This window comes from Streptomyces sp. WMMB 322 (assembly GCF_900090145.1).
In the GTDB taxonomy this organism is placed as follows: domain Bacteria; phylum Actinomycetota; class Actinomycetes; order Streptomycetales; family Streptomycetaceae; genus Streptomyces.
This window is the reverse complement of the sequence record NZ_FMHI01000007.1, coordinates 167,376-185,670: the sequence shown is the minus strand read 5'-3', so window position 1 is coordinate 185,670 and position 18,295 is coordinate 167,376. Positions and strand designations below refer to the sequence as shown.

The 18,295-nt window shown below is 70.8% G+C and carries 22 protein-coding genes and 3 tRNA genes; 16 read left to right on the top strand and 9 right to left on the bottom strand.

The genetic code is table 11. The features are described from left to right. Window positions 1-2: 2 nt before the first annotated feature. Together H180DRAFT_RS14045 and H180DRAFT_RS14040 are read right to left on the bottom strand one after the other, a co-directional pair. The gene (locus H180DRAFT_RS14045) at window positions 3-311 is read right to left on the bottom strand and encodes a hypothetical protein (RefSeq protein ID WP_254666022.1); all 309 of its coding nucleotides are present in this window, start codon (window positions 309-311) and stop codon (window positions 3-5) included. A gap of 167 nt (window positions 312-478) precedes the next feature. Then, on the bottom strand, window positions 479-946 hold the full coding sequence (locus tag H180DRAFT_RS14040; RefSeq protein ID WP_074466808.1) for an ATP-binding protein: 468 nt from the start codon (window positions 944-946) through the stop codon (window positions 479-481). A 125-nt stretch (window positions 947-1,071) separates the two neighbouring features. Between H180DRAFT_RS14040 and H180DRAFT_RS14035 the strand changes: the two genes are divergently transcribed. From H180DRAFT_RS14035 to H180DRAFT_RS14015, 5 genes are all read left to right on the top strand, one after another. Then, window positions 1,072-1,887, top strand: coding sequence for a helix-turn-helix domain-containing protein (locus tag H180DRAFT_RS14035; protein WP_055486383.1), 816 nt, complete (start codon window positions 1,072-1,074; stop codon window positions 1,885-1,887). Further along, window positions 1,884-2,117: a DUF397 domain-containing protein gene (locus tag H180DRAFT_RS14030; RefSeq protein WP_055486382.1), complete on the top strand. Its 234-nt coding sequence runs from the start codon at window positions 1,884-1,886 to the stop codon at window positions 2,115-2,117. Before H180DRAFT_RS14035 ends, H180DRAFT_RS14030 begins: the two co-directional genes overlap by 4 nt. A gap of 146 nt (window positions 2,118-2,263) precedes the next feature. Next, window positions 2,264-2,335: transfer RNA gene (locus tag H180DRAFT_RS14025), tRNA-Gln, on the top strand. Window positions 2,336-2,383: 48 nt separating this feature from the next. Beyond that, window positions 2,384-2,456 (top strand) — tRNA-Glu (locus H180DRAFT_RS14020). Between the two features lie 31 nt (window positions 2,457-2,487). Continuing rightward, window positions 2,488-2,560 (top strand) — tRNA-Glu (locus H180DRAFT_RS14015). 71 nt (window positions 2,561-2,631) lie between these two features. On the opposite strand, the gene H180DRAFT_RS14010 is transcribed toward H180DRAFT_RS14015, so the two are convergent. Further along, a complete protein-coding gene (locus H180DRAFT_RS14010) occupies window positions 2,632-3,279 on the bottom strand; it encodes a MerR family transcriptional regulator (protein WP_055486381.1) in 648 nt (215 codons plus the stop codon). A gap of 109 nt (window positions 3,280-3,388) precedes the next feature. Here H180DRAFT_RS14010 and H180DRAFT_RS14005 point away from each other — a divergent pair, with 109 nt between their 5' ends. Continuing rightward, a complete protein-coding gene (locus H180DRAFT_RS14005; protein WP_055486380.1) occupies window positions 3,389-3,886 on the top strand; it encodes a DUF4188 domain-containing protein in 498 nt (165 codons plus the stop codon). 72 nt (window positions 3,887-3,958) lie between these two features. Here the strand turns inward: H180DRAFT_RS14005 and ndgR are convergent, their stop codons facing one another. After that, window positions 3,959-4,678, bottom strand: a complete 720-nt coding sequence (ndgR, locus tag H180DRAFT_RS14000) for an IclR family transcriptional regulator NdgR (protein WP_028435366.1) — start codon at window positions 4,676-4,678, stop codon at window positions 3,959-3,961. A gap of 167 nt (window positions 4,679-4,845) precedes the next feature. On the opposite strand from ndgR, the gene leuC reads away from it, so the two are divergent. From leuC to H180DRAFT_RS13980, 4 genes are all read left to right on the top strand, one after another. Then, entirely contained in the window at window positions 4,846-6,270 is a 1,425-nt protein-coding gene (gene leuC, locus H180DRAFT_RS13995; RefSeq protein ID WP_055486379.1) for a 3-isopropylmalate dehydratase large subunit, read from the top strand. A 14-nt stretch (window positions 6,271-6,284) separates the two neighbouring features. Further along, the gene (gene leuD / locus H180DRAFT_RS13990) at window positions 6,285-6,878 is read left to right on the top strand and encodes a 3-isopropylmalate dehydratase small subunit (protein ID WP_055486378.1); all 594 of its coding nucleotides are present in this window, start codon (window positions 6,285-6,287) and stop codon (window positions 6,876-6,878) included. 135 nt (window positions 6,879-7,013) lie between these two features. Further along, complete coding sequence (locus tag H180DRAFT_RS13985; protein WP_028435369.1) at window positions 7,014-7,268, top strand: SCO5555 family protein; 255 nt, start codon at window positions 7,014-7,016, stop codon at window positions 7,266-7,268. 125 nt (window positions 7,269-7,393) lie between these two features. Continuing rightward, window positions 7,394-8,050: an HU family DNA-binding protein gene (locus H180DRAFT_RS13980; protein WP_055486377.1), complete on the top strand. Its 657-nt coding sequence runs from the start codon at window positions 7,394-7,396 to the stop codon at window positions 8,048-8,050. 219 nt (window positions 8,051-8,269) lie between these two features. Here H180DRAFT_RS13980 and H180DRAFT_RS13975 read toward each other — a convergent pair whose 3' ends face one another. Then, entirely contained in the window at window positions 8,270-8,473 is a 204-nt protein-coding gene (locus H180DRAFT_RS13975) for a hypothetical protein (protein ID WP_055486376.1), read from the bottom strand. A gap of 44 nt (window positions 8,474-8,517) precedes the next feature. Continuing rightward, window positions 8,518-9,207, bottom strand: a complete 690-nt coding sequence (gene cofC / locus H180DRAFT_RS13970; protein WP_074466807.1) for a 2-phospho-L-lactate guanylyltransferase — start codon at window positions 9,205-9,207, stop codon at window positions 8,518-8,520. Window positions 9,208-9,475: 268 nt separating this feature from the next. Here cofC and H180DRAFT_RS13965 point away from each other — a divergent pair, with 268 nt between their 5' ends. The 3 genes from H180DRAFT_RS13965 to H180DRAFT_RS13955 all read left to right on the top strand — a co-directional run bounded on the left by H180DRAFT_RS13965 (window position 9,476) and on the right by H180DRAFT_RS13955 (window position 12,611). After that, complete coding sequence (locus H180DRAFT_RS13965; RefSeq protein WP_055486374.1) at window positions 9,476-10,276, top strand: lysophospholipid acyltransferase family protein; 801 nt, start codon at window positions 9,476-9,478, stop codon at window positions 10,274-10,276. Beyond that, window positions 10,273-11,274, top strand: coding sequence for an NAD(P)H-dependent glycerol-3-phosphate dehydrogenase (locus H180DRAFT_RS13960; RefSeq protein WP_074466806.1), 1,002 nt, complete (start codon window positions 10,273-10,275; stop codon window positions 11,272-11,274). The genes H180DRAFT_RS13965 and H180DRAFT_RS13960 overlap by 4 nt, the downstream gene beginning before the upstream one ends. Window positions 11,275-11,474: 200 nt before the next feature. Next, on the top strand, window positions 11,475-12,611 hold the full coding sequence (locus H180DRAFT_RS13955) for a D-alanine--D-alanine ligase family protein (protein WP_055486373.1): 1,137 nt from the start codon (window positions 11,475-11,477) through the stop codon (window positions 12,609-12,611). Between the two features lie 39 nt (window positions 12,612-12,650). Here H180DRAFT_RS13955 and H180DRAFT_RS13950 read toward each other — a convergent pair whose 3' ends face one another. Both H180DRAFT_RS13950 and H180DRAFT_RS13945 read right to left on the bottom strand, forming a co-directional pair. After that, window positions 12,651-13,139 carry a DUF3515 domain-containing protein gene (locus H180DRAFT_RS13950; RefSeq protein WP_055486372.1) on the bottom strand — a complete coding sequence of 163 codons (489 nt, stop codon included), beginning with the start codon at window positions 13,137-13,139 and terminating at the stop codon, window positions 12,651-12,653. A gap of 20 nt (window positions 13,140-13,159) precedes the next feature. After that, complete coding sequence (locus tag H180DRAFT_RS13945; protein WP_055486371.1) at window positions 13,160-13,393, bottom strand: Lrp/AsnC family transcriptional regulator; 234 nt, start codon at window positions 13,391-13,393, stop codon at window positions 13,160-13,162. A 176-nt stretch (window positions 13,394-13,569) separates the two neighbouring features. Here H180DRAFT_RS13945 and H180DRAFT_RS13940 point away from each other — a divergent pair, with 176 nt between their 5' ends. Both H180DRAFT_RS13940 and thiD read left to right on the top strand, forming a co-directional pair. After that, window positions 13,570-14,586 carry a thiamine-phosphate kinase gene (locus H180DRAFT_RS13940; protein WP_055486370.1) on the top strand — a complete coding sequence of 339 codons (1,017 nt, stop codon included), beginning with the start codon at window positions 13,570-13,572 and terminating at the stop codon, window positions 14,584-14,586. Window positions 14,587-14,674: 88 nt separating this feature from the next. After that, window positions 14,675-15,511 (top strand): bifunctional hydroxymethylpyrimidine kinase/phosphomethylpyrimidine kinase, encoded by an 837-nt coding sequence (gene thiD / locus H180DRAFT_RS13935; RefSeq protein WP_055486369.1) that lies wholly within the window; start codon window positions 14,675-14,677, stop codon window positions 15,509-15,511. Between the two features lie 276 nt (window positions 15,512-15,787). Here thiD and rpmB read toward each other — a convergent pair whose 3' ends face one another. After that, window positions 15,788-15,973 carry a 50S ribosomal protein L28 gene (gene rpmB / locus H180DRAFT_RS13930; RefSeq protein ID WP_028435377.1) on the bottom strand — a complete coding sequence of 62 codons (186 nt, stop codon included), beginning with the start codon at window positions 15,971-15,973 and terminating at the stop codon, window positions 15,788-15,790. A gap of 363 nt (window positions 15,974-16,336) precedes the next feature. On the opposite strand from rpmB, the gene H180DRAFT_RS13925 reads away from it, so the two are divergent. Beyond that, window positions 16,337-18,262 carry a DAK2 domain-containing protein gene (locus H180DRAFT_RS13925; RefSeq protein ID WP_107097652.1) on the top strand — a complete coding sequence of 642 codons (1,926 nt, stop codon included), beginning with the start codon at window positions 16,337-16,339 and terminating at the stop codon, window positions 18,260-18,262. The last annotated feature ends 33 nt before the right edge of the window (window positions 18,263-18,295 follow it).

Genomic DNA, 18,295 nt, shown 5'->3' with positions numbered 1-18,295 from the left:
GCTCAACGCCCCGCCTCGCGACGGGCGACCAGGTTGTTGTCCCAGTCGTATCCGTTGCCGTCGGCGTCCCAGAAGACCATGCCGTCGGTTTCGCCCGCATTGATTCGCCGTACAGTCTCCTCGAGTTCGTCCATGTAACCGGGGGTGGCGCAGGCGCAGGCGGCCGGATACCAACGTTCAACCGCTTCGTCCATCGCCTTCTGGTCGAACTCCCCAGCAGCGCACATGAAGACCCGGGTGAACCCCATCAGCCAGTCGGGCCGACGCTCAAGTGCGTTGCGGACAGCGCCCGGAGTCTTCTCACACGGCATGCGTTCCATGTCGGCCGTCGCAGGCGGACCTCCTCGACTGAGTAGCCGGCAGCCGTCCGGGGCCGCGTCTGGCGACGCGGACCCAGGGTCTGTGCAGTCATATGCACGGTTTTTCGGGTTTCCGGGATCGATCTTGCTGGTGCCTCGATCCAAGGGCAAACGGAAAGTCAACGTGTGTTGACTCCATGTGAAGGGCGTGGATCGACCAGCAGGCGAGCCCACACCGTCTTGCCGACAACGCGCTCCTGTACGCCCCACGCATCCGCGAACGCCGCGACGAGCGCGAGCCCGCGCCCCGACTCGGCAAGAGCAACGTCTGCCGCACGACCGGCAGTTGGCGGCGGCTGCCCGTCACCCGCGTCGGAGACCTCGACCGTCACGGTCTTCTCCAGGTCGTACACGAGCCGCAACTCGACAAGGCGGCCCCGTACATGACCGTGCCGCACGGCGTTGGTCACCAACTCCGACACGACGAGCGCCGCGTCGGAGACGGCGTCACCGTCCAGGCCCCAGCCGGTCAGCGCCGTACGCGTCGCGCGCCGGGCGACCGTGACGGTGGAGGAGGTGGACGGGAACCTCCGCCACCAGACGAGCGAAGCGAGCACCGGGGCCGTCTCATCACTTTCCGAGTTCATGTGACCAGGGTCACCCCACTCGACTACGTTCGGTAGTGATCGCATGTCGACGGCGGTCTCCGGCGACCTTCGGGCCCCGGAAGTTGAGCCGCGTTGAACCGAGTTGAAGGCGTGGGGGCGCGACGATGACCCAGGGCAAGAAGGTGGCCTCTCCGGCCGCCCAGTACTTCGCGGAGGTGCTGCGCCTGCTGCGCACCTCGGCCGGTCTCTCCCAGAACGAACTCGGCGCGCGCATGAATTACACGGGCGCGGCGGTGAGTGCGGTGGAGACGGGCGCCAAGCCGGCAACGGACGAGTTCATCGAAGCGGCCGAACAGGCACTGGGTGCGGGCGGCGTCCTCCGCGCCGCGAGCAAGTACGTGAGGCTGGAGCGGTATCCGGAGTACTTCCAGGGGTTCGTGCAGCTGGAGCAGGACGCCCTCAGCGTCATGTCGTGGTGTACACACGTAATCGACGGGCTGCTCCAGGCCGAGGACTACGCGCGGGAGTTGCTGCGCTGTGGATTCCCGCCCATCGCCGAGGAAGAGATCGAGCCTCTGACAACCGCTCGGCTGGAGCGAGCCGTGCTGCTGGAGCGCAAGCCGGTGTGCGTGGTGGATGTCGTCCTCGACGAGGCGGCGCTGCGCAGACAGGTCGGGACAGCAGACACGATGAAGAGGCAATACGAGCACCTGCTTTCGTGCGCTCAGCGTCCCAACATCACCGTCCAGGTGATGCCGACGACAATGGCTCTGCACGCGGGATTGCACGGCCCGATGAAGCTGGTCGAGACTGCGGAGTGCGAACGACTGGTCTACATGGAGAACAACGGCAAGAGCACTCTTGTCTCGAAGCCAGACGAAGTAGGAGTACTGGCTCGGCGTTGTGCCATGATCAGGTCGCAAGCCCTTTGTCCGGAGGGATCCCTCATTCTGATCGAGCAGTTGGCGGGTGAGCTATGAGTGAGCTGGTGTGGCACAAGAGCAGCTATAGCGATCCTGGAGGCGGCGACTGCGTCGAGGTAGCCGTCGAGTGGCGCAAGAGCAGCTACAGCGACTCCAGCGGTGGCGCCTGCGTCGAGGTCGCGGCCGCCCCCGCGGCCGTCCACGTCCGGGACTCCAAGCGGATGGGCAACGGCCCGGTCCTCTGCCTCCCCGGCCGCTCCTGGCAGGCGTTCCTGACTCGCCTGTAGCCGGACGGAACCCGTTTTGGAGCGCCGTCGTCGATCGGGTACTGTTCTTCCTGTCGCCGAACGGGGCGAGGCCGCGAGGCCCGACCGGAAGGCGGTCACCCGGACAAAATCCCCGCTGTGTATTGCGGTCGGGGGTTGCGTTTTGGTGGGCTATGGTGTAATTGGCAGCACGACTGATTCTGGTTCAGTTAGTCTAGGTTCGAGTCCTGGTAGCCCAGCGCGATCTTGTATCGACGCAGTTCACAGGCGCAATTCACAAGATCGAGGCCCCCGTTGTGTAGCGGCCTAGCACGCCGCCCTCTCAAGGCGGTAGCGCCGGTTCGAATCCGGTCGGGGGTACGGGCCGGTGCTCAGTACCGGTCAGGCAGGGGCCCCCGTTGTGTAGCGGCCTAGCACGCCGCCCTCTCAAGGCGGTAGCGCCGGTTCGAATCCGGTCGGGGGTACTCGATCGAAAAGAAGCCCTCCGCGGAAAGCGGAGGGCTTCTTTCGTTACCGGCCTTCGTTCCCAGCGCCTTCAACCCTCCTCACTGAAGCGCCTGTTGGACTCCTCCGCCTCCGCGAGCCGCCGCAGGCTGAGCAGCACCGGTTCGTAGAGCACGGTGCAGGCCACGGCGGCCTCGATCTGCTCCTCCGCGTCGTCGATGCCGGCCACGAGATCCAGGTCGCGGCTGGCCACCTGCGCGGCCGCCCGGGCGTACGGCAGCAGGTTCTCCTGCCCGCACGGGTAGCCGAGGCGCCGCAGCGCCGCGATCGCGCCGACCAGCATCCGGTACGCGGGGGACGCGGGCCCGGCGGACTGCGAGAACTCCCAGTCGAGCTCCTTGAGCAGGGCCTGGGCGGTGCGCTCCGCGCCGTCGGCCTCCGGGTCGTCCGGTGCGGGCCGGTCCCCGTGGGGGAGCGCCCACACGGCGGCCCCGATGCGGCTGTGCTGGTCCAGGGAGGTGTCGTCGACGCATGCCAGCACTTCGCGGGCGGTCGCAACGGGGAGCCGGCCGACCTGGGTGAGGGCCCGGATGAGGCCGAGCCGCCGCAGGTGGGTCTCCTCGTACTCGGCGTGCGTCGCCGAGACGCGGCGGCCCGGCGGGAGCAGCCCCTCGCGCAGGTAGTACTTGACCGTCGCGGTGCTGATCCCGCTGCGTTCGCTCAGTTCCGCCAGACGCATCGCGTCCCGTCCCGTCGAGTTGTCGTTTCCCGCTTGCGCTTCCGGTTGGAGAGCGGCACTATCCTATAGTGGATAGTGAAGCTATCCAATAACGGAGGGAGTGTGTGCCATGGCAGGGAAGGTGCCGGAGGGGCGGATGACGGCCGCGGCCCGTGGCGACGTCGTCGTGTTCCTGATCGGGATGCGGATCAACAAGCTGCGGGCGCTGCGCAGTTGGCTGCCCGTGTTCACGGCGATGCCGCGGATGCTGAAGGAGCTCTCGAAGGATCCCTCAAGTGGCCTGCTGGGCTTCAGGGTTCAGCTCGGCGGTCTCCGCGACATCAGCGTGGTGCAGTACTGGGAGTCCAAGGAGAAGCTGTTCGCGTACGCGTCGGCGGCGGACAAGGAACACCGGCCGGCGTGGGCGGCGTACAACCGCAAGGCACGCAACGGCAGTGCGGCCGTGGGGATCTGGCACGAGACGTACGCCGTCCCGGCGGGCCGTCACGAGTCGATCTACGCGAACATGCCGCCCCACGGGCTCGGTTCGGCGCACGGAACCGAACCGGTGGGCAGCCGCGGAGAGCGCGCTGCGGAGCGGATGGCGTCCGGCCGGACCGAGGCCTGACGCGGGAGGGCGGGGCGTGACCGGCGTCTGCCGTTCACGGGGGCGTGCGGCCTCGGGAGCGAGTGCCGCCGCTCAGCCCGTCGTCCTGCGCAGGGACTCGCTCAGCCGTGCCGCGGCGTCGACGATCGCCTGTGCGTGCATACGGCCGGGATGCCGGGTCAGCCGCTCGATCGGCCCGGAGACGGAGACGGCGGCTACGACGCGGTTGGACGGACCCCGCACAGGTGCCGAGACGGAGGCCACGCCGGGTTCGCGTTCGCCCACGGACTGTGCCCAGCCCCTGCGCCGTACGCCCGAGAGCGCCGTCGCCGTGAAGCGTGCTCCCTGGAGGCCGCGGTGCAGACGCTCCGGCTCCTCCCAGGCCATCAGGATCTGTGCCGCCGAACCCGCCTTCATCGGCAGCGTCGAGCCGACCGGGACGGTGTCCCGCAATCCGGACAGCCGCTCCGCGGCGGCGACGCAGATGCGCATGTCGCCCTGGCGCCGGTAGAGCTGTGCGCTCTCGCCCGTCACGTCGCGAAGGTGCGTGAGTACGGGCCCGGCGGAGGCGAGAAGGCGGTCCTCGCCCGCCGCGGCGGCGAGTTCGCCCAGGCGCGGGCCGAGGATGAAGCGCCCCTGTATGTCCCGGGCGACCAGGCGGTGGTGCTCCAGGGCCACCGCGAGCCGGTGTGCCGTCGGACGTGCCAGGCCGGTCGCCCCGACCAGCCCGGCGAGGGTGGCCGGACCGGACTCCAGGGCGCTCAGTACCAGGGCCGCCTTGTCGAGAACGCCGACACCGCTAGAGTTGTCCATGCGTCGATACTCGCGTCTCAGAGTATGAAACGCAAGTTCCTTTTCCGGCGCCACCCGCCACCCTGGAGTGGCGGAGCACACCAAGGACCGGCAGGGCCCCTGCGGCCGTGGTGAGCCAATGGATCTCGAGATGTGGGCCGGCGACGCGGCCGGCCGGAGGGAAAGCGATGGGACGGACACTCGCGGAGAAGGTCTGGGACGACCACGTCGTCACGCGCGCCGAAGGCGAGCCGGACCTGCTCTTCATCGACCTGCACCTGCTGCACGAGGTGACCAGCCCGCAGGCCTTCGACGGTCTTCGCAAGAACGGCCGGCGTGTGCGCCGCACCGACCTCACCATCGCGACCGAGGACCACAACACCCCCACCATCGACATCGACAAGCCCATCGCCGACCCCGTCTCACGCACGCAGCTGGAGACGCTGCGCAAGAACTGCGCGGACTTCGGCGTACGGCTGCACCCCCTGGGCGACGTCGAGCAGGGCGTCGTGCACGTGGTCGGGCCGCAGCTCGGCCTGACCCAGCCGGGAACGACCGTGGTCTGCGGCGACTCGCACACCTCCACGCACGGCGCGTTCGGCGCCCTGGCCTTCGGCATCGGCACCAGCCAGGTCGAACACGTACTGGCGACCCAGACGCTGCCGATGGCGCCGTTCCGCACGATGGCGGTCACCGTCAACGGCGAACTCCCCGAGGACGTCACGGCGAAGGACCTCATCCTCGCGATCATCGCCAGGATCGGCACGGGCGGCGGCCAGGGCTACGTCATCGAATACCGCGGCGAGGCCATCGAGAAGCTGTCGATGGAAGCGCGGATGACCATCTGCAACATGTCCATCGAGGCCGGCGCCCGCGCCGGGATGATCGCCCCCGACGACACCACCGTCGAGTACGTCCGGGGCCGGGAGCACGCGCCGCAGGGCGCCGACTGGGACGCCGCCGTCGAGTACTGGAAGACGCTGCGCACCGACGACGACGCGGTCTTCGACCACGAGGTCGTCATCGAGGGCGGGGAGTTGGCCCCGTTCGTGACCTGGGGAACGAACCCGGGCCAGGGTGCACCGCTGTCGGATTCCGTGCCGGACCCGGCCTCGTTCGAGGACGAGGGCGCCAGGCTGGCAGCCGAGAAGGCGCTGGAGTACATGGGGCTGACTGCCGGGCAGCCGCTGCGCGAGGTCGGCGTGGACACCGTCTTCGTCGGCTCGTGCACCAACGGCCGTATCGAGGACCTGCGTTCGGCCGCGGCCGTCCTCCAGGGGCGGCAGGTCGCCGACGGGACCAGGATGCTGGTCGTGCCCGGCTCCGTACGCGTCGCACTCCAGGCCGTCGAGGAGGGCCTGGACAAGATCTTCACGGAGGCCGGGGCCGAATGGCGGCACGCGGGATGCTCGATGTGCCTGGGCATGAACCCCGACCAGCTCAAGCCGGGCGAGCGCGCCGCCTCCACCTCGAACCGCAACTTCGAGGGCAGGCAGGGCAAGGGCGGCCGCACGCACCTGGTCTCGCCGCAGGTCGCCGCGGCGACGGCGGTGCTGGGGCGCCTGGCCTCGCCCGCCGACCTGACCGACGTACGAGTGCCCGCCGGCGTCTGAGGAGACGGAACACCATGGAAGCCTTCACGACACACACCGGGCGGCTCGTACCGCTGCGCCGCAGCAACGTCGACACCGACCAGATCATCCCCGCGCACTGGCTGAAGAAGGTCACCCGCGACGGCTTCGAGGACGGGCTCTTCGAGGCGTGGCGCAAGCAGGACGACTTCGTGCTCAACCAGGAGGCGTACAAGGGCGGCACGGTGCTCGTCGCCGGTGAGGACTTCGGCACCGGCTCCTCCCGCGAGCACGCCGTCTGGGCGCTCCAGAACTACGGCTTCAAGGTCGTCGTCTCGCCGCGCTTCGCGGACATCTTCCGCGGCAACTCCCTGAAGAACGGCCTGCTCACGGTCGTGCAGCCGCGCGAGACCGTCGAGGCGCTGTGGCGGCTCGCCGAGTCCGACCCGCAGGCGGAGGTCACCGTCGATCTCGTCGAGCGCAAGATCGTCGCACCGGGGATCGAGTCCGCCTTCGAACTCGACGAGAACGCCCGCTGGCGGCTGCTCGAAGGGCTGGACGACATCAGCCTCACCCTGAAGAACGAGGCCGCCATCGCCGACTACGAATCGCGGCGCCCCTCGTTCAAACCCCTTACGCAGCAAGTGTGACGCGCATCTGAGCGCCCACGCTCCGCACGGCCCACAACCGCATCACAGCCCGCGCCCCACGCCTCCGCCGCGTGGGGCGCGAGTGCGTTGGGGAGACGGTATGCGACAACTCACCGCAGATGGCACAATCGGTGCATGGAACGCGACGGTCAACTCGATCTCTACGACCGGCTCGCCGCCCGCTTGAAGGAGGCGCACACACGAGTGCGCACACTGCAAGTCCCCGAGGGCGTACGGGTGGCGCTGCAGCGAAAGCTGCTCGTCATCACCGCGGCCTCGAAGCACGATCTCGCCGACGCGGAGCGGCGCGTGGACCGTCTCATGACGGATATCGACGAGGGACGCTTCCCCGAGGAACAGGCAGGCAAGCGCGCTGACGGAACTCGATGAAGGGCGAGTTCGTTGCGGCACAAGGGTGATTCGCCCGTTTCATGTTTGATTCGAGGTATATATCTGCCTAGCGTGCGAAAAAGCTTGAACACATTCGTTCCTGCAATAGTTCCGAAGGGGAAGACGTGAACAAGGCGCAGCTCGTCGAAGCAATCCAGGACAGGCTCGGTGGACGGCAGCAGGCCTCGGAAGCGGTCGATGTCGTACTGGACGCGATCGTCCGTTCCGTTGTGGCAGGGGAGCGGGTCTCGGTCACCGGGTTCGGCTCCTTCGAGAAGGTGGACCGGCCCGCCAGATACGCCCGTAACCCGCAGACCGGCGAGCGCGTGCGTGTCCGCAAGACCTCGGTGCCGCGCTTCCGCGCCGGTGCCGGCTTCAAGGAACTGGTCAGCGGGGCGAAGAAGCTTCCGAAGAACGACGTCGCCGTGAAGAAGGCCCCGAAGGGCAGCCTGATGGGCGGCACTTCCGCGAAGAAGGCGGCGGCCAAGCGCGCGGGCGCGAAGAAGACCGCCGCGAAGCGCGGAGCCGCCAAGAAGGCCGCCGCCGTCAGGACGACCGCGAAGCGGATGCCCGCGAAGAAGACGGCGGCGAAGAAGGCCGCCACCAAGAAGGCGGCGGCGAAGAAGACCACCGCGAAGAAGGCGGCGGCGAAGAAGACCACCGCGAAGAAGTCCTCGGCCAAGAAGGCCACCGCCAAGAAGGCACCTGCGAGGAAGGCCCCCGGCCGCCGTACCGCCGCGCGCAAGACGGCCGCCAAGAGGGCCACAGCACGCAAGCGCTGAACAGCCCGTACCACGCAACGCACATCACGCCCCGCAGCGCCGGGCCGGACTCCCGCCGGAGTCCGGCCCGGCGGGCGTTTCAGGGGCTCTCGGCCCTGCGCAGGAGCCCGCCCGGTGCGGCCGGCACGGCGGTTGCCGCGATCGCATGCCGCGAGGGTCCTCCCGGCTCGGGGAAGTCCCGTGCCTACCCGGAAGAGGCCGGCCGGGTCGCGCGAGCGCTCAAAGGGTCTGGAGCGTCACGAAGGTGACTCTCCGGTCGTCCCCGCTGCCCTCGACCTCGATGCGCAGGCGCTGCCCCGGCCGCAGCAGGCGCAGGCCCCCCGCGTCGAAGGCGGCGGCGTCGAAGGGGAGCGGCGTTCCGTCGTCGAGCAGAACGCTGCCCGTGCGCGTCACGGGGTCGTAGGTGTACGAAGTGGCCTGCATGCAGCGAAGCCTAGGCCCCGTCCGGCCGGACGGGGCCTGGAGGGTCACGGACCGCTGTTGACGGGCGCGGCTCCGGCGCCGTCGCACGGGGTCCGCTCGCGGCAGGCCCTCGCCGTGAACGGGCCCAGTCCCAGCGCCCGGGCTGCCACCAGGTCGGCGGCCGTGTCCACGTCCCGGCGGACGCTGTCCACCTGCGCGAGAACGATCTCCTGCGCACCCGAAGCCCGGTGCCGTGCGCGGGAGGCGGGGCCGAAGTGCGGGCCGAGCGCATGGCCCGGAAGCGCCGAGAGCAGCGTGGTGCCCGTACCGTCGGCATCGGCGAGGAACGCGCGAGGCGAGCGCGCGGCGAAGGTGAGCACCCGGGCAAGCTCTTCGGGGCGCAGCGCGGGCAGATCGGCGTTCAGGGCCGCGACGGGGGCGTCGGGCCGCCGCGCACGCACCTCTGCGGCGCCGTGTGCCAGCGCGGGGTTGAGACCGGCGGACGGAGCGTCCCGCACGATGCGTGCGCCGAGCGCGGCCAGTTCCCGTGCCGCACCGCGGTCGTCGGTGACAACTGCCACATCCCGCACCGCCCCGCAGGTCAGACCGGCGCTCACCGTGTCCTGTGCGAAGGCCAGGGCGAGCCGGGCACGGCCCGGGCCGCCCGCTGTCGCGGCGAGCCTGCTCTTGGCCCGTATCAGCGGCTTCAACGGCACCACGAGGGTCCACGCGACGGGCGTCACATGTGGCTGCACCCCTTCATTCTCACCCGCCGCCCGAAGAGCCCGTCAGGCGCCCGGCTACGGTGGCGGGGCAGAGCAGGCGGGCCGTGCGCTCGACACGGCGGGGGTAACGGGGTGAGACTTGCCCCTCGCGCGCCGGGGTGAACGCACGCCGGGCGCGCCGGTCAGGCCCACGCCCGCGGTGCCGAGGGTCCCGCGCCCGTTCTCTGCGGCAGGCCGTGCCCTGCCGCCCGCCGGGACCACGTGGCTGTTCGAACAGGCAAGAGGAGATGGTGTCCGGGTGTCCCGCCGCAGAATCGGCTTCTGGTACCGCCTTGCCGCGGTTTTGGTGAAACCGCCGCTCTTGTTCTTCTTCAAGCGAGACTGGCGCGGAATGGAGCATATTCCGGAAAAGGGCGGTTTTATCACCGTCGTGAATCACAACTCTGTTGTGGACCCGCTTTCCTATGCCCACTTCCAGTACAACACCGGAAGGGTCCCGAGGTTTCTCGCGAAGGTCAGTCTCTTCCGGAGCGGATTCGTGGGAGCTGCCATGCGCGGCACGGGCCAGATCCCCGTCTTCCGTGAGTCCAAGGACGCCATGGGGGCCTTCCGCGCGGCCGTGGACGCCATCAACAAGGGGGAATGCGTCGCGTTCTACCCGGAGGGCACCCTCACACGTGCTCCCGGCATGTGGCCGATGAAGGGCAAGACCGGTGCCGCACGCGTGGCTCTGGAAACGCGGGCACCTGTCATTCCCGTTGCGCAGTGGGGGGCGAATCTCGCCGTGCCTCCCTATCCCAAGCGTGGCGAGATCAAGCTCTTTCCGCGCAAGACCCTGATCGTGCAGGCCGGACCGCCCATCGATCTCTCGGAGTTCTACGACGCGGAACCGACCGCCGCTGTGCTCCGCGAGGTCACGGACCGCATCATGGACGAGATCACCGCACTGCTTTCCGAAGTCCGCGGCGAGCCCGCGCCCGCCGAGCGCTACGACCACCGCGCAACCGAACAACAGCCGCAGGACCAGGTTCCCCAGCAGGCGGAACCGGCACAGCACGACACGGCGTCCCCGGGCGGCGCCGGGGGAGAGAACGCGTGACGAAAGCCGCCGTATTCGGCACCGGTTCCTGGGGCACCGCCTTCGCGATGGTGCTCGCCGACGCGGGCTGCGAGGTGACCCTCTGGGGGAGGAGAGCGGAGCTCGCCGAGGCGGTCAACACCCGTCGCATGAACCCCGACTACCTTCCCGACGTCGAACTTCCCGCGTCGGTGCGCGCCACCACAGACCCGGCGGAGGCGGCGGAGGGCGCCGAGTTCACCGTGCTCGCCGTGCCGTCCCAGACGCTGCGCGGCAACCTCGCCGGCTGGGCGCCGCTGCTGCACGAGGACACGGTGCTCGTATCCCTCATGAAGGGCGTCGAACTGCGCACCGCGAAGCGGATGAGCGAGGTCATCGAGGAGGTCGCGGAGGTCGAACGCTCACGGGTGGCCGTACTGACCGGGCCCAACCTGGCGAAGGAGATCGCCGCGCGACGTCCGGCCGCCTCGGTCGTCGCCTGCACGGACGCTTCCGTGGCGCAGCGGCTGCAGGCCGCCTGTCACACTCCGTACTTCCGTCCGTACACCAATACCGACGTCGTCGGCTGTGAACTCGGCGGAGCGGTCAAGAACGTGATCGCGCTGGCGGTCGGCATCGCCGACGGCATGGAACTCGGTGACAACGCCAAGGCCTCACTGATCACCCGCGGTCTCGCCGAAACCACACGGCTCGGGCTGGCGATGGGCGCCGACGCGCACACCTTCGCGGGCCTGGCCGGCATGGGCGACCTGGTGGCCACGTGCTCCTCGCCGCTCTCCCGCAACCACACGTTCGGCACCAACCTGGGCCGCGGCATGACGCTCGAGGAGACGATCGCGGTGACACGGCAGACCGCGGAAGGTGTCAAATCGTGCGAGTCCGTACGTGAACTGGCCCGTATGCACGGCGTGGAGATGCCTCTGACCGAGACCGTGGTCGGCATCGTCCACGACGGCAAGCCGCCCCTGGTGGCCCTGAAGGAACTCATGTCACGCAGCGCGAAGGCGGAACGTGTCTGACCGGCAGGGGCCGTCTGGTGCGCGCCCCGACCACCGACGAGCGGCGAGGCCGTAATCGCCGCGGCTGCCCGGCAGTTGGGCTGCCGGGGCTCGTCGTCCGCCGCGGCCTCCGCTGCCGCCTGCGCGGTGCGCGGAGCCGGTGACGACGCGGAGGCGCGGACCCTGACGCGTGTGGGCCCAGGCGGTACAGTCGACGCGATATGAGCAGCCAGAGCCCTTCACGCAAGCCCCGCGTCGCCGTCGTCTTCGGCGGCCGAAGCTCCGAGCACGCGATCTCCGTCGTCACGGCGGGCGCCGTCCTCGGTGCGATCGACCGCGACAAGTACGAGGTGCTGCCCATCGGCATCACCTCCGACGGTCACTGGGCGCTGACCGCCGACGAGCCCGAGCGGATGGCGATCGAGAACCGCAAGCTGCCCAGCGTGGCGGAACTGGCCGACGCACAGCCCGGCGGGGTCCTGCTGCCCGTCGAACCGGGCAACCGCGAGGTGACGTACCAGGAGCCCGGTTCCGTACCGAAGGCGCTGGGCGAGGTCGACGTCGTCTTCCCGGTGCTGCACGGTCCTTACGGCGAGGACGGCACCCTCCAGGGGCTGCTGGAGCTCTCCGGGGTGCCCTACGTCGGTGCGGGCGTGCTCGCCTCGGCGGTCGGCATGGACAAGGAGTACATGAAGCGCGTCTTCGCCTCCTTCGGGCTCCCCGTCGGCCCGTACGTGACGATCCGTCCCCGCGAGTGGCGGACGGACCCGGGCTCGGCCCGCAAGCGGATCGTGGACCTGGCAGGCGAACACGGGTGGCCGCTGTTCGTGAAGCCGGCCCGGGGCGGTTCGTCGATGGGCATCACGAAGGTCGACGACCTCGGAGGCCTGGACGAGGCCGTGGCCGAGGCGCAGCGTCACGACCCGAAGGTGATCGTCGAATCGCTGCTCAGCGGACGCGAGATCGAGTGCGGGGTGCTGGAGTTCGAGGACGGCCCCAGGGCGAGCGTCCCCGCCGAGATCCCGCCCGTGAGCGCGCACGACTTCTACGACTTCGAGGCCAAGTACATCGACTCCGCCTCCGGCATCGTGCCCGCGCCGCTCACGCCCGAGCAGACCGCACGCGTTCAGGAGCTGGCGGTCCTGGCCTTCGAGGCGACCTCATGCGAGGGCCTCGTCCGTGCGGACTTCTTCCTCACGGACGGCGGCGAGTTCGTCATCAACGAGATCAACACGATGCCGGGATTCACGCCGATCTCCATGTACCCGCGGATGTGGCAGAAGAGCGGCGTGAGCTACGCGGAGCTCGTGGACCGGCTCATCCAGGCGGCTCTGACGCGCGAGACGGGCCTGCGGTAGCGGGCCGGGGAGCGCGCGCCCGGCGTGCGGCGGCGGCAGTCAGGAGCGCTTCGGCACCGAGGCGCGTATCGCCTTCGCGAGATCGGGCAGCGCGCTGATCTCCGGCGCGTAGTCCTCGGGAACGCTCAACTCGACGTTCGCGGCACGGTCGGTGGTCGTGAAGCGGTAGCCGCCGTCGCGCTGTTCGAGCAGCCAGGAGACCCCGTTGACTTCCGCCGCCTCCGCGGTGGGGTTGTAATGTTCACTACCGGGCGAGAGCTTCTCGGGGCGCGGCACACCACAGCGCATCTCGATGGCCGGATCGCCCCACGCCGCGGTGTACTTCGAGGCGGGATCGAGCGTGATCCGCTGCTGCCCGTCCACACGCTTCGGCAGCCGGTCGTGCAGCGACCGGCATGCGCCGGCGGCCTCGCCGGAGGGGCTGGGCGGCGTCGGGCCACTCGCGTCCCCGCCCGTGCACCCGGCGGCTGCCACGAGTGCGGCGGCTACGGTGGCGGCGCAGGAGGCCCGGCGGAAGGAAGTGCTCACCGGGCGAGCATACGGGGGAGCTAGAGATGAACGATCGGACAGGTCAGGGTGCGTGTGATGCCGTCCACTTTCTGGATCTTGGCCACGACCATGCGTCCGAGCTCGTCGACGGAGTCGGACTGCGCGCGCACGATGACGTCGTACGGGCCGGTCACGTCCTCCGCCTGAAGAATCCCGGGAAGCTTCGTGATGACCTCGGCGACGGTCGATGCCTTGCCGACCTCGGTCTGGATCAGGATGTACGCCTGTACCACGGAACCTCCAGGGCGGCTACGAGGATCATGGGTGGAGCGGGATCGCCACGGTACCGCGTCGCCACAACCGCGCGGGAGACCTGCAGCACAGCCGGTGACAGCGGATTGACGCTCCTGCAGCCGGAGACCGGCCGGACGTGGGCCGGGCAGCGGGAGACAGGCGAAAGGGCGCAGCGATGCATCTGAGCGGGGAGTACCGCGGGGGCCGGCCGCGGACGCCCGGCACCGTCGGGGAGCTCGGAGAGTTCGGCCTGATCCGGGAGTTGACGTCCCGGCTGAACACCACGCCGGCCGTGCAGATCGGTCCGGGCGACGACGCGGCGGTGGTCTCCGCGCCCGACCGCAGAGTCGTCGCCACGACCGACATCCTCCTCGAGGGGCGGCACTTCCGGCGTGACTGGTCCACGGCGTACGACGTGGGACGCAAGGCCGTCGCCGAGAACCTGGCCGACATCGCCGCGATGGGGGCCGTGCCGACGTCGCTGCTCCTCGGTCTCGTCGTCCCCGCCGAACTCCCCGCGAACTGGCCCATGGAGCTCATGGACGGCATCCGTGACGAGGCACAGGTCGCATCGGCGGCCGTTGTGGGCGGTGACGTCGTGCGCGGCGCGACGATCACCGTCTCAATCACCGCCCTCGGCGACCTGCGCAACAGGAAGCCGGTCACCAGGTCCGGGGCGCGTCCCGGCGACACCGTGGCCGTCACGGGCTGGCTGGGCTGGTCGGCGGCGGGCCACGCCGTGCTCTCGCGCGGCTTCCGCTCGCCCCGCGCCTTCGTCGAGGCGCACCGGCGGCCCGAACCGCCGTACCACGCGGGACCGGCCGCGGCGGAGCTCGGCGCCACGGCGATGACGGACGTCAGCGACGGACTCGTGGCCGACCTCGGGCACATCGCCGAGTCCAGCAACGTACGCATCGATCTGCGCTCGGCGGACCTCGACGTGCCCGCGCAGATGTCCGACATCGGTCAGGCGGTGGGCGTCGATCCGCTGCACTGGGTGCTCACCGGCGGCGAGGATCACGCTCTCGTGGCGACGTTCCCCTCCACCGCGAAACTTCCGGCGCGCTGGCGCAAGATCGGCCGGGTGCTCGCGCCCGGCACGCCGCCCCGTGTGACCGTGGACGGCAGACCGTGGGAGCGGTCGGGCGGCTGGGACCACTTCGCCGCGGGGAGCGACAGCGACGGGAGCTGAGACCGGCACGGGCGGACCGGGGCCGGCCGGGATGCCCGTGGCCGCGGCCCCTCGTGCCCGTCCGGGACGCCCGGCTACGTTTGTGCACATGGAGACGACACCCGCCCACTCCGCGCCGCCCCGAGTGCTGACGATCGCCGGTTCCGACTCGGGAGGCGGCGCGGGCATCCAGGCCGACCTCAAGACGATGCTGGCTCTCGGGACTCACGGAATGAGCGTCGTCGCCGCCGTCACGGCGCAGAACTCCGTGGGTGTGCAGGGCTACTGGGAACTGCCGGCCGAGTCGGTGCGTGCGCAGTTCCGCAGCGTCGTGGACGACATCGGCGTCCAGGCGGCGAAGACCGGAATGCTCGCCTCGGCGGAACTGGTCGAGACCGTGGCCGGGCTGCTGTCCGGGCTGAGCGAACCGGTCGTCGTCGACCCTGTCGGCGTCTCCAAGCACGGCGACCCGCTGCTCGCGCAGGAGGCGCTGGATTCCGTACGCACCAAGCTCCTGCCGACGGCGACCGTGGCCACCCCCAACCTCGACGAGGTCGCACAGCTGACGGGCGTGCGCGTCACGGACGAAGCGGGGCTGCGCGAGGCAGCCGCAGCCGTGCTGTCGTACGGGCCGCGCTGGGCACTGGTCAAGGGCGGGCACCTGGCTCGTGACGGGGCGGGCACCGGCGGCGGGGAAGCCGTCGACCTGCTCACCGACGGCCACGAGGAGCACTGGCTGCGGGCTCCGCGCCACGACAACCGCCACACCCACGGCACCGGGTGCACCCTCGCCAGCGCACTCGCGGCGGGACTGGCACGCGGTCTGACCGTGCCGGATGCGGCGAGGGAGGCGAAGGAGTACGTCACGGGCGCGATCGCGGCGGGGTTCGCGCTCGGTGCGGGGCTGGGGCCCGTGGACCACGGCTGGCGGCTGCGCGGGAGCTGACTGTGACGGTGGGGAGCTGCCGGAACCGGCTGCCCGGCCCGCCCCGTTCACGCGGCGCGGGTGCCGCTGCCGCTCAGGCTTTCGTCGCGCGCCGAGGGATCGTCGCGGTGCCGGCGGAGCATTCGGAGCGGCCCTCGGCATGCGAGAAGCCGGCCCGTCGTGACGACGGACCGGCTCCGGAAAGCAACCGGCTGGTGGCCGCACTGCTGAAGCACCACCCGGGCCCTTCCCTGCGCCGGGCGGCGCGGGAGGATACCTACAGGCCCAGGGGGAGAGTCAGCGCGAGACCTTGCCGGCCTTGATGCACGAGGTGCAGGCGTTGAGGCGCTTCGGCGTCCCGTTGACCACTGCACGCACGCGCTGGATGTTCGGGTTCCAGCGGCGCGGGGTGCGGCGGTGCGAGTGGGAGATGCTGTTGCCGAAGCCCGGCCCCTTGCCGCAGACGTCGCAGTTGGCAGCCACGGGTCACTCCAAAGACTTCAGATGCATGTACGGAAAATCCCGGCGACGCAGGCACAGTGATCGACCGGCACTGCCAGGGAGGTCATGACGCCCGATACTCATCAGGCAACCGGAGCAGCATACAACGCCTGCTCATGAACGGCGAAACCAGCCCGTGAGGCCTGCGAGGGCGCACGCCTGACCCTCGCGCCGGCCCTCGCCGGCCATCGGATCGGCTGTCGGATCGGGGGGCCTCTCCGCCGGGCGCCCCCTCCTCCGCCCGCAGGCCGGTTCTGTTGCGCGCGCCGCCGGTGCTCTGATCTAGCCTTCGGAACCCCGTCGTCCTTGCCGGATCCGGCCCTGTGCGGCAGCTCGCCGCGGAGTATGGGCATACGGGAAGCAGACCGGAAACCGACCGCACGGAGACCGCCCCGGTCTCCGGTCCCCAGAGGAGGTCCTCACGTGCCGCAGCCGTTCGACTCCACGGTGATACGGGCATGGACGGCCTTCGCGCTGGAGGCGGTCGGTGAGGCGTGCGAGGAGATCGACGCGATCAACGTCTTCCCCGTGGCGGACGGCGACACCGGCACCAACCTGCGGCGGACCCTCCAGGCCGCGGCGCAGGCCCTGGATGCCGAATGGGACGGCGGCGACCAGGCCGCGCCCGCCCTCCGCGTGCTGTCCCGGGGCGCGCTGCTCGGCGCGTGCGGCAACTCCGGCACGATCCTGGCGCAGTTGCTGCGCGGCATGGCGGAGGCGTACGGGGCCGCCGGAGCTTCGGCAGGCACCGGTGCCTCCGACCCGGCCGACGCTCCGGCCGACGCCCCGGCAGGAGCCGCGACGGAGGGGGCGGCCGAAGTCCCGGGAGAGGCACGGTTGTTGGCCGAGGCACTGGCACGGGCGGCGGACTCGGCGTACGAGGCCGTCGCACACCCCGTGGAGGGCACGATGCTCAGCGTCGCGCGGGCGGCGGCCGACGCCGCGGCGCACGCGGCCGGCCGGCACGGCACGGGTGCCGCGGAGGTGGCCCGCGCCGCGTACGAAGGCTCCCGCGAGGCGCTGGCGCAGACCACCGGGCAGCTCGACGTGCTGCGCCGCGCCGGAGTCGTGGACGCCGGCGGCAGCGGCCTTGTCGCGGTGCTCGGTGCGCTGGCCGACGCCCTCGGGGATCCGGAGCCGGAGGCCGCCTCGCGCAGGCGCCGGGCGTACACCGCGTTCAACGCCCCCGTGGACGGCGGCACTTCGGCCGCGGGGCCCGCACAACCCGGTGGAGGCGGCGGCGCGTACGAGGTGATGTACCTCCTGGACGCCGATGCGGCCGCGGTGGCCGCCCTGCGCGAACGCCTCGACGGGCTCGGCGACTCGCTCGTGGTCGGCGGCGGGGACGGGCTGTGGAGCGTGCACGTGCACGTCGACGACGCCGGTGCCGCTGTGGAGGCGGGTGTCGGCGCGGGACGCCCGCATCGCATCCGCATCACCCGCCTCACCGCGGGCGAGGGCGGCGGGCCCTGCGCCCCGGGGGCCGGCGAAACCGACTCCGGTGCGGGCGCAGGTGCCCGTGCCGGAGCCGGTTCCGGTGCCCGTGCCGGTTCCGGTGCCGAGTCCGAATCCGGCGCTGTCACCGGCAGTTCGGCCCCGCGGGGCCGCGCCGTCGTCGCCGTCGTCCGGGGGGACGGCCTGGCCGGGCTCTGCGAGGAGGCAGGCGCGAGGGTCGTGCGGGCGAAGGAAGCCCTCGGAGGCCCGGACGGGGAGCCCCTGGCGGCCGCCATACGCGAGACCGGCGCGGCCGAGGTCGTGCTGCTGCCGAACGACATCGACCTCCACGCGGCCGCCGCGCGTGCCGCGGACGGGGCGCGGTCGGCCGCACCGCGGCTGCGCGTCTCGGTCGTTCCCACCCGGGCCGAGGTGCAGGGCATCGCCGCGCTGGCGGTGCACGATCCGGAGCGCCGCTTCGACGACGACGTCGTCGCCATGACCAATGCGGCCGGAGCGACCCGCTACGGCCGAGTGACCGTCGCAGACCGCCCGTTCTGGACGATGGCCGGGGTCTGCGAGGCCGGTGACGTGCTCGGTCTCGTGGAGGACGATGTCGTCGTCATCGGCCGCGACGCCGCCGAGGTGGCCGCGGAGGTGCTGGAGCGGATGCTCGCCGCGGGCGGGGAGCTGGTCACGCTGATCGTCGGCGAACACGCTCCGCGGGGGCTGGCGGACCGGCTGGAGGAGCAGGTGCGCGCCGGTCATCTCGCCGTGGACACGGTGGTGCACGAAGGGCGGCAGCACTCCTCGCTGCTGCTGATCGGCGTCGAGTGAGGACCGGGCCGGCTCCCCGCCGGCCCTCCCCGC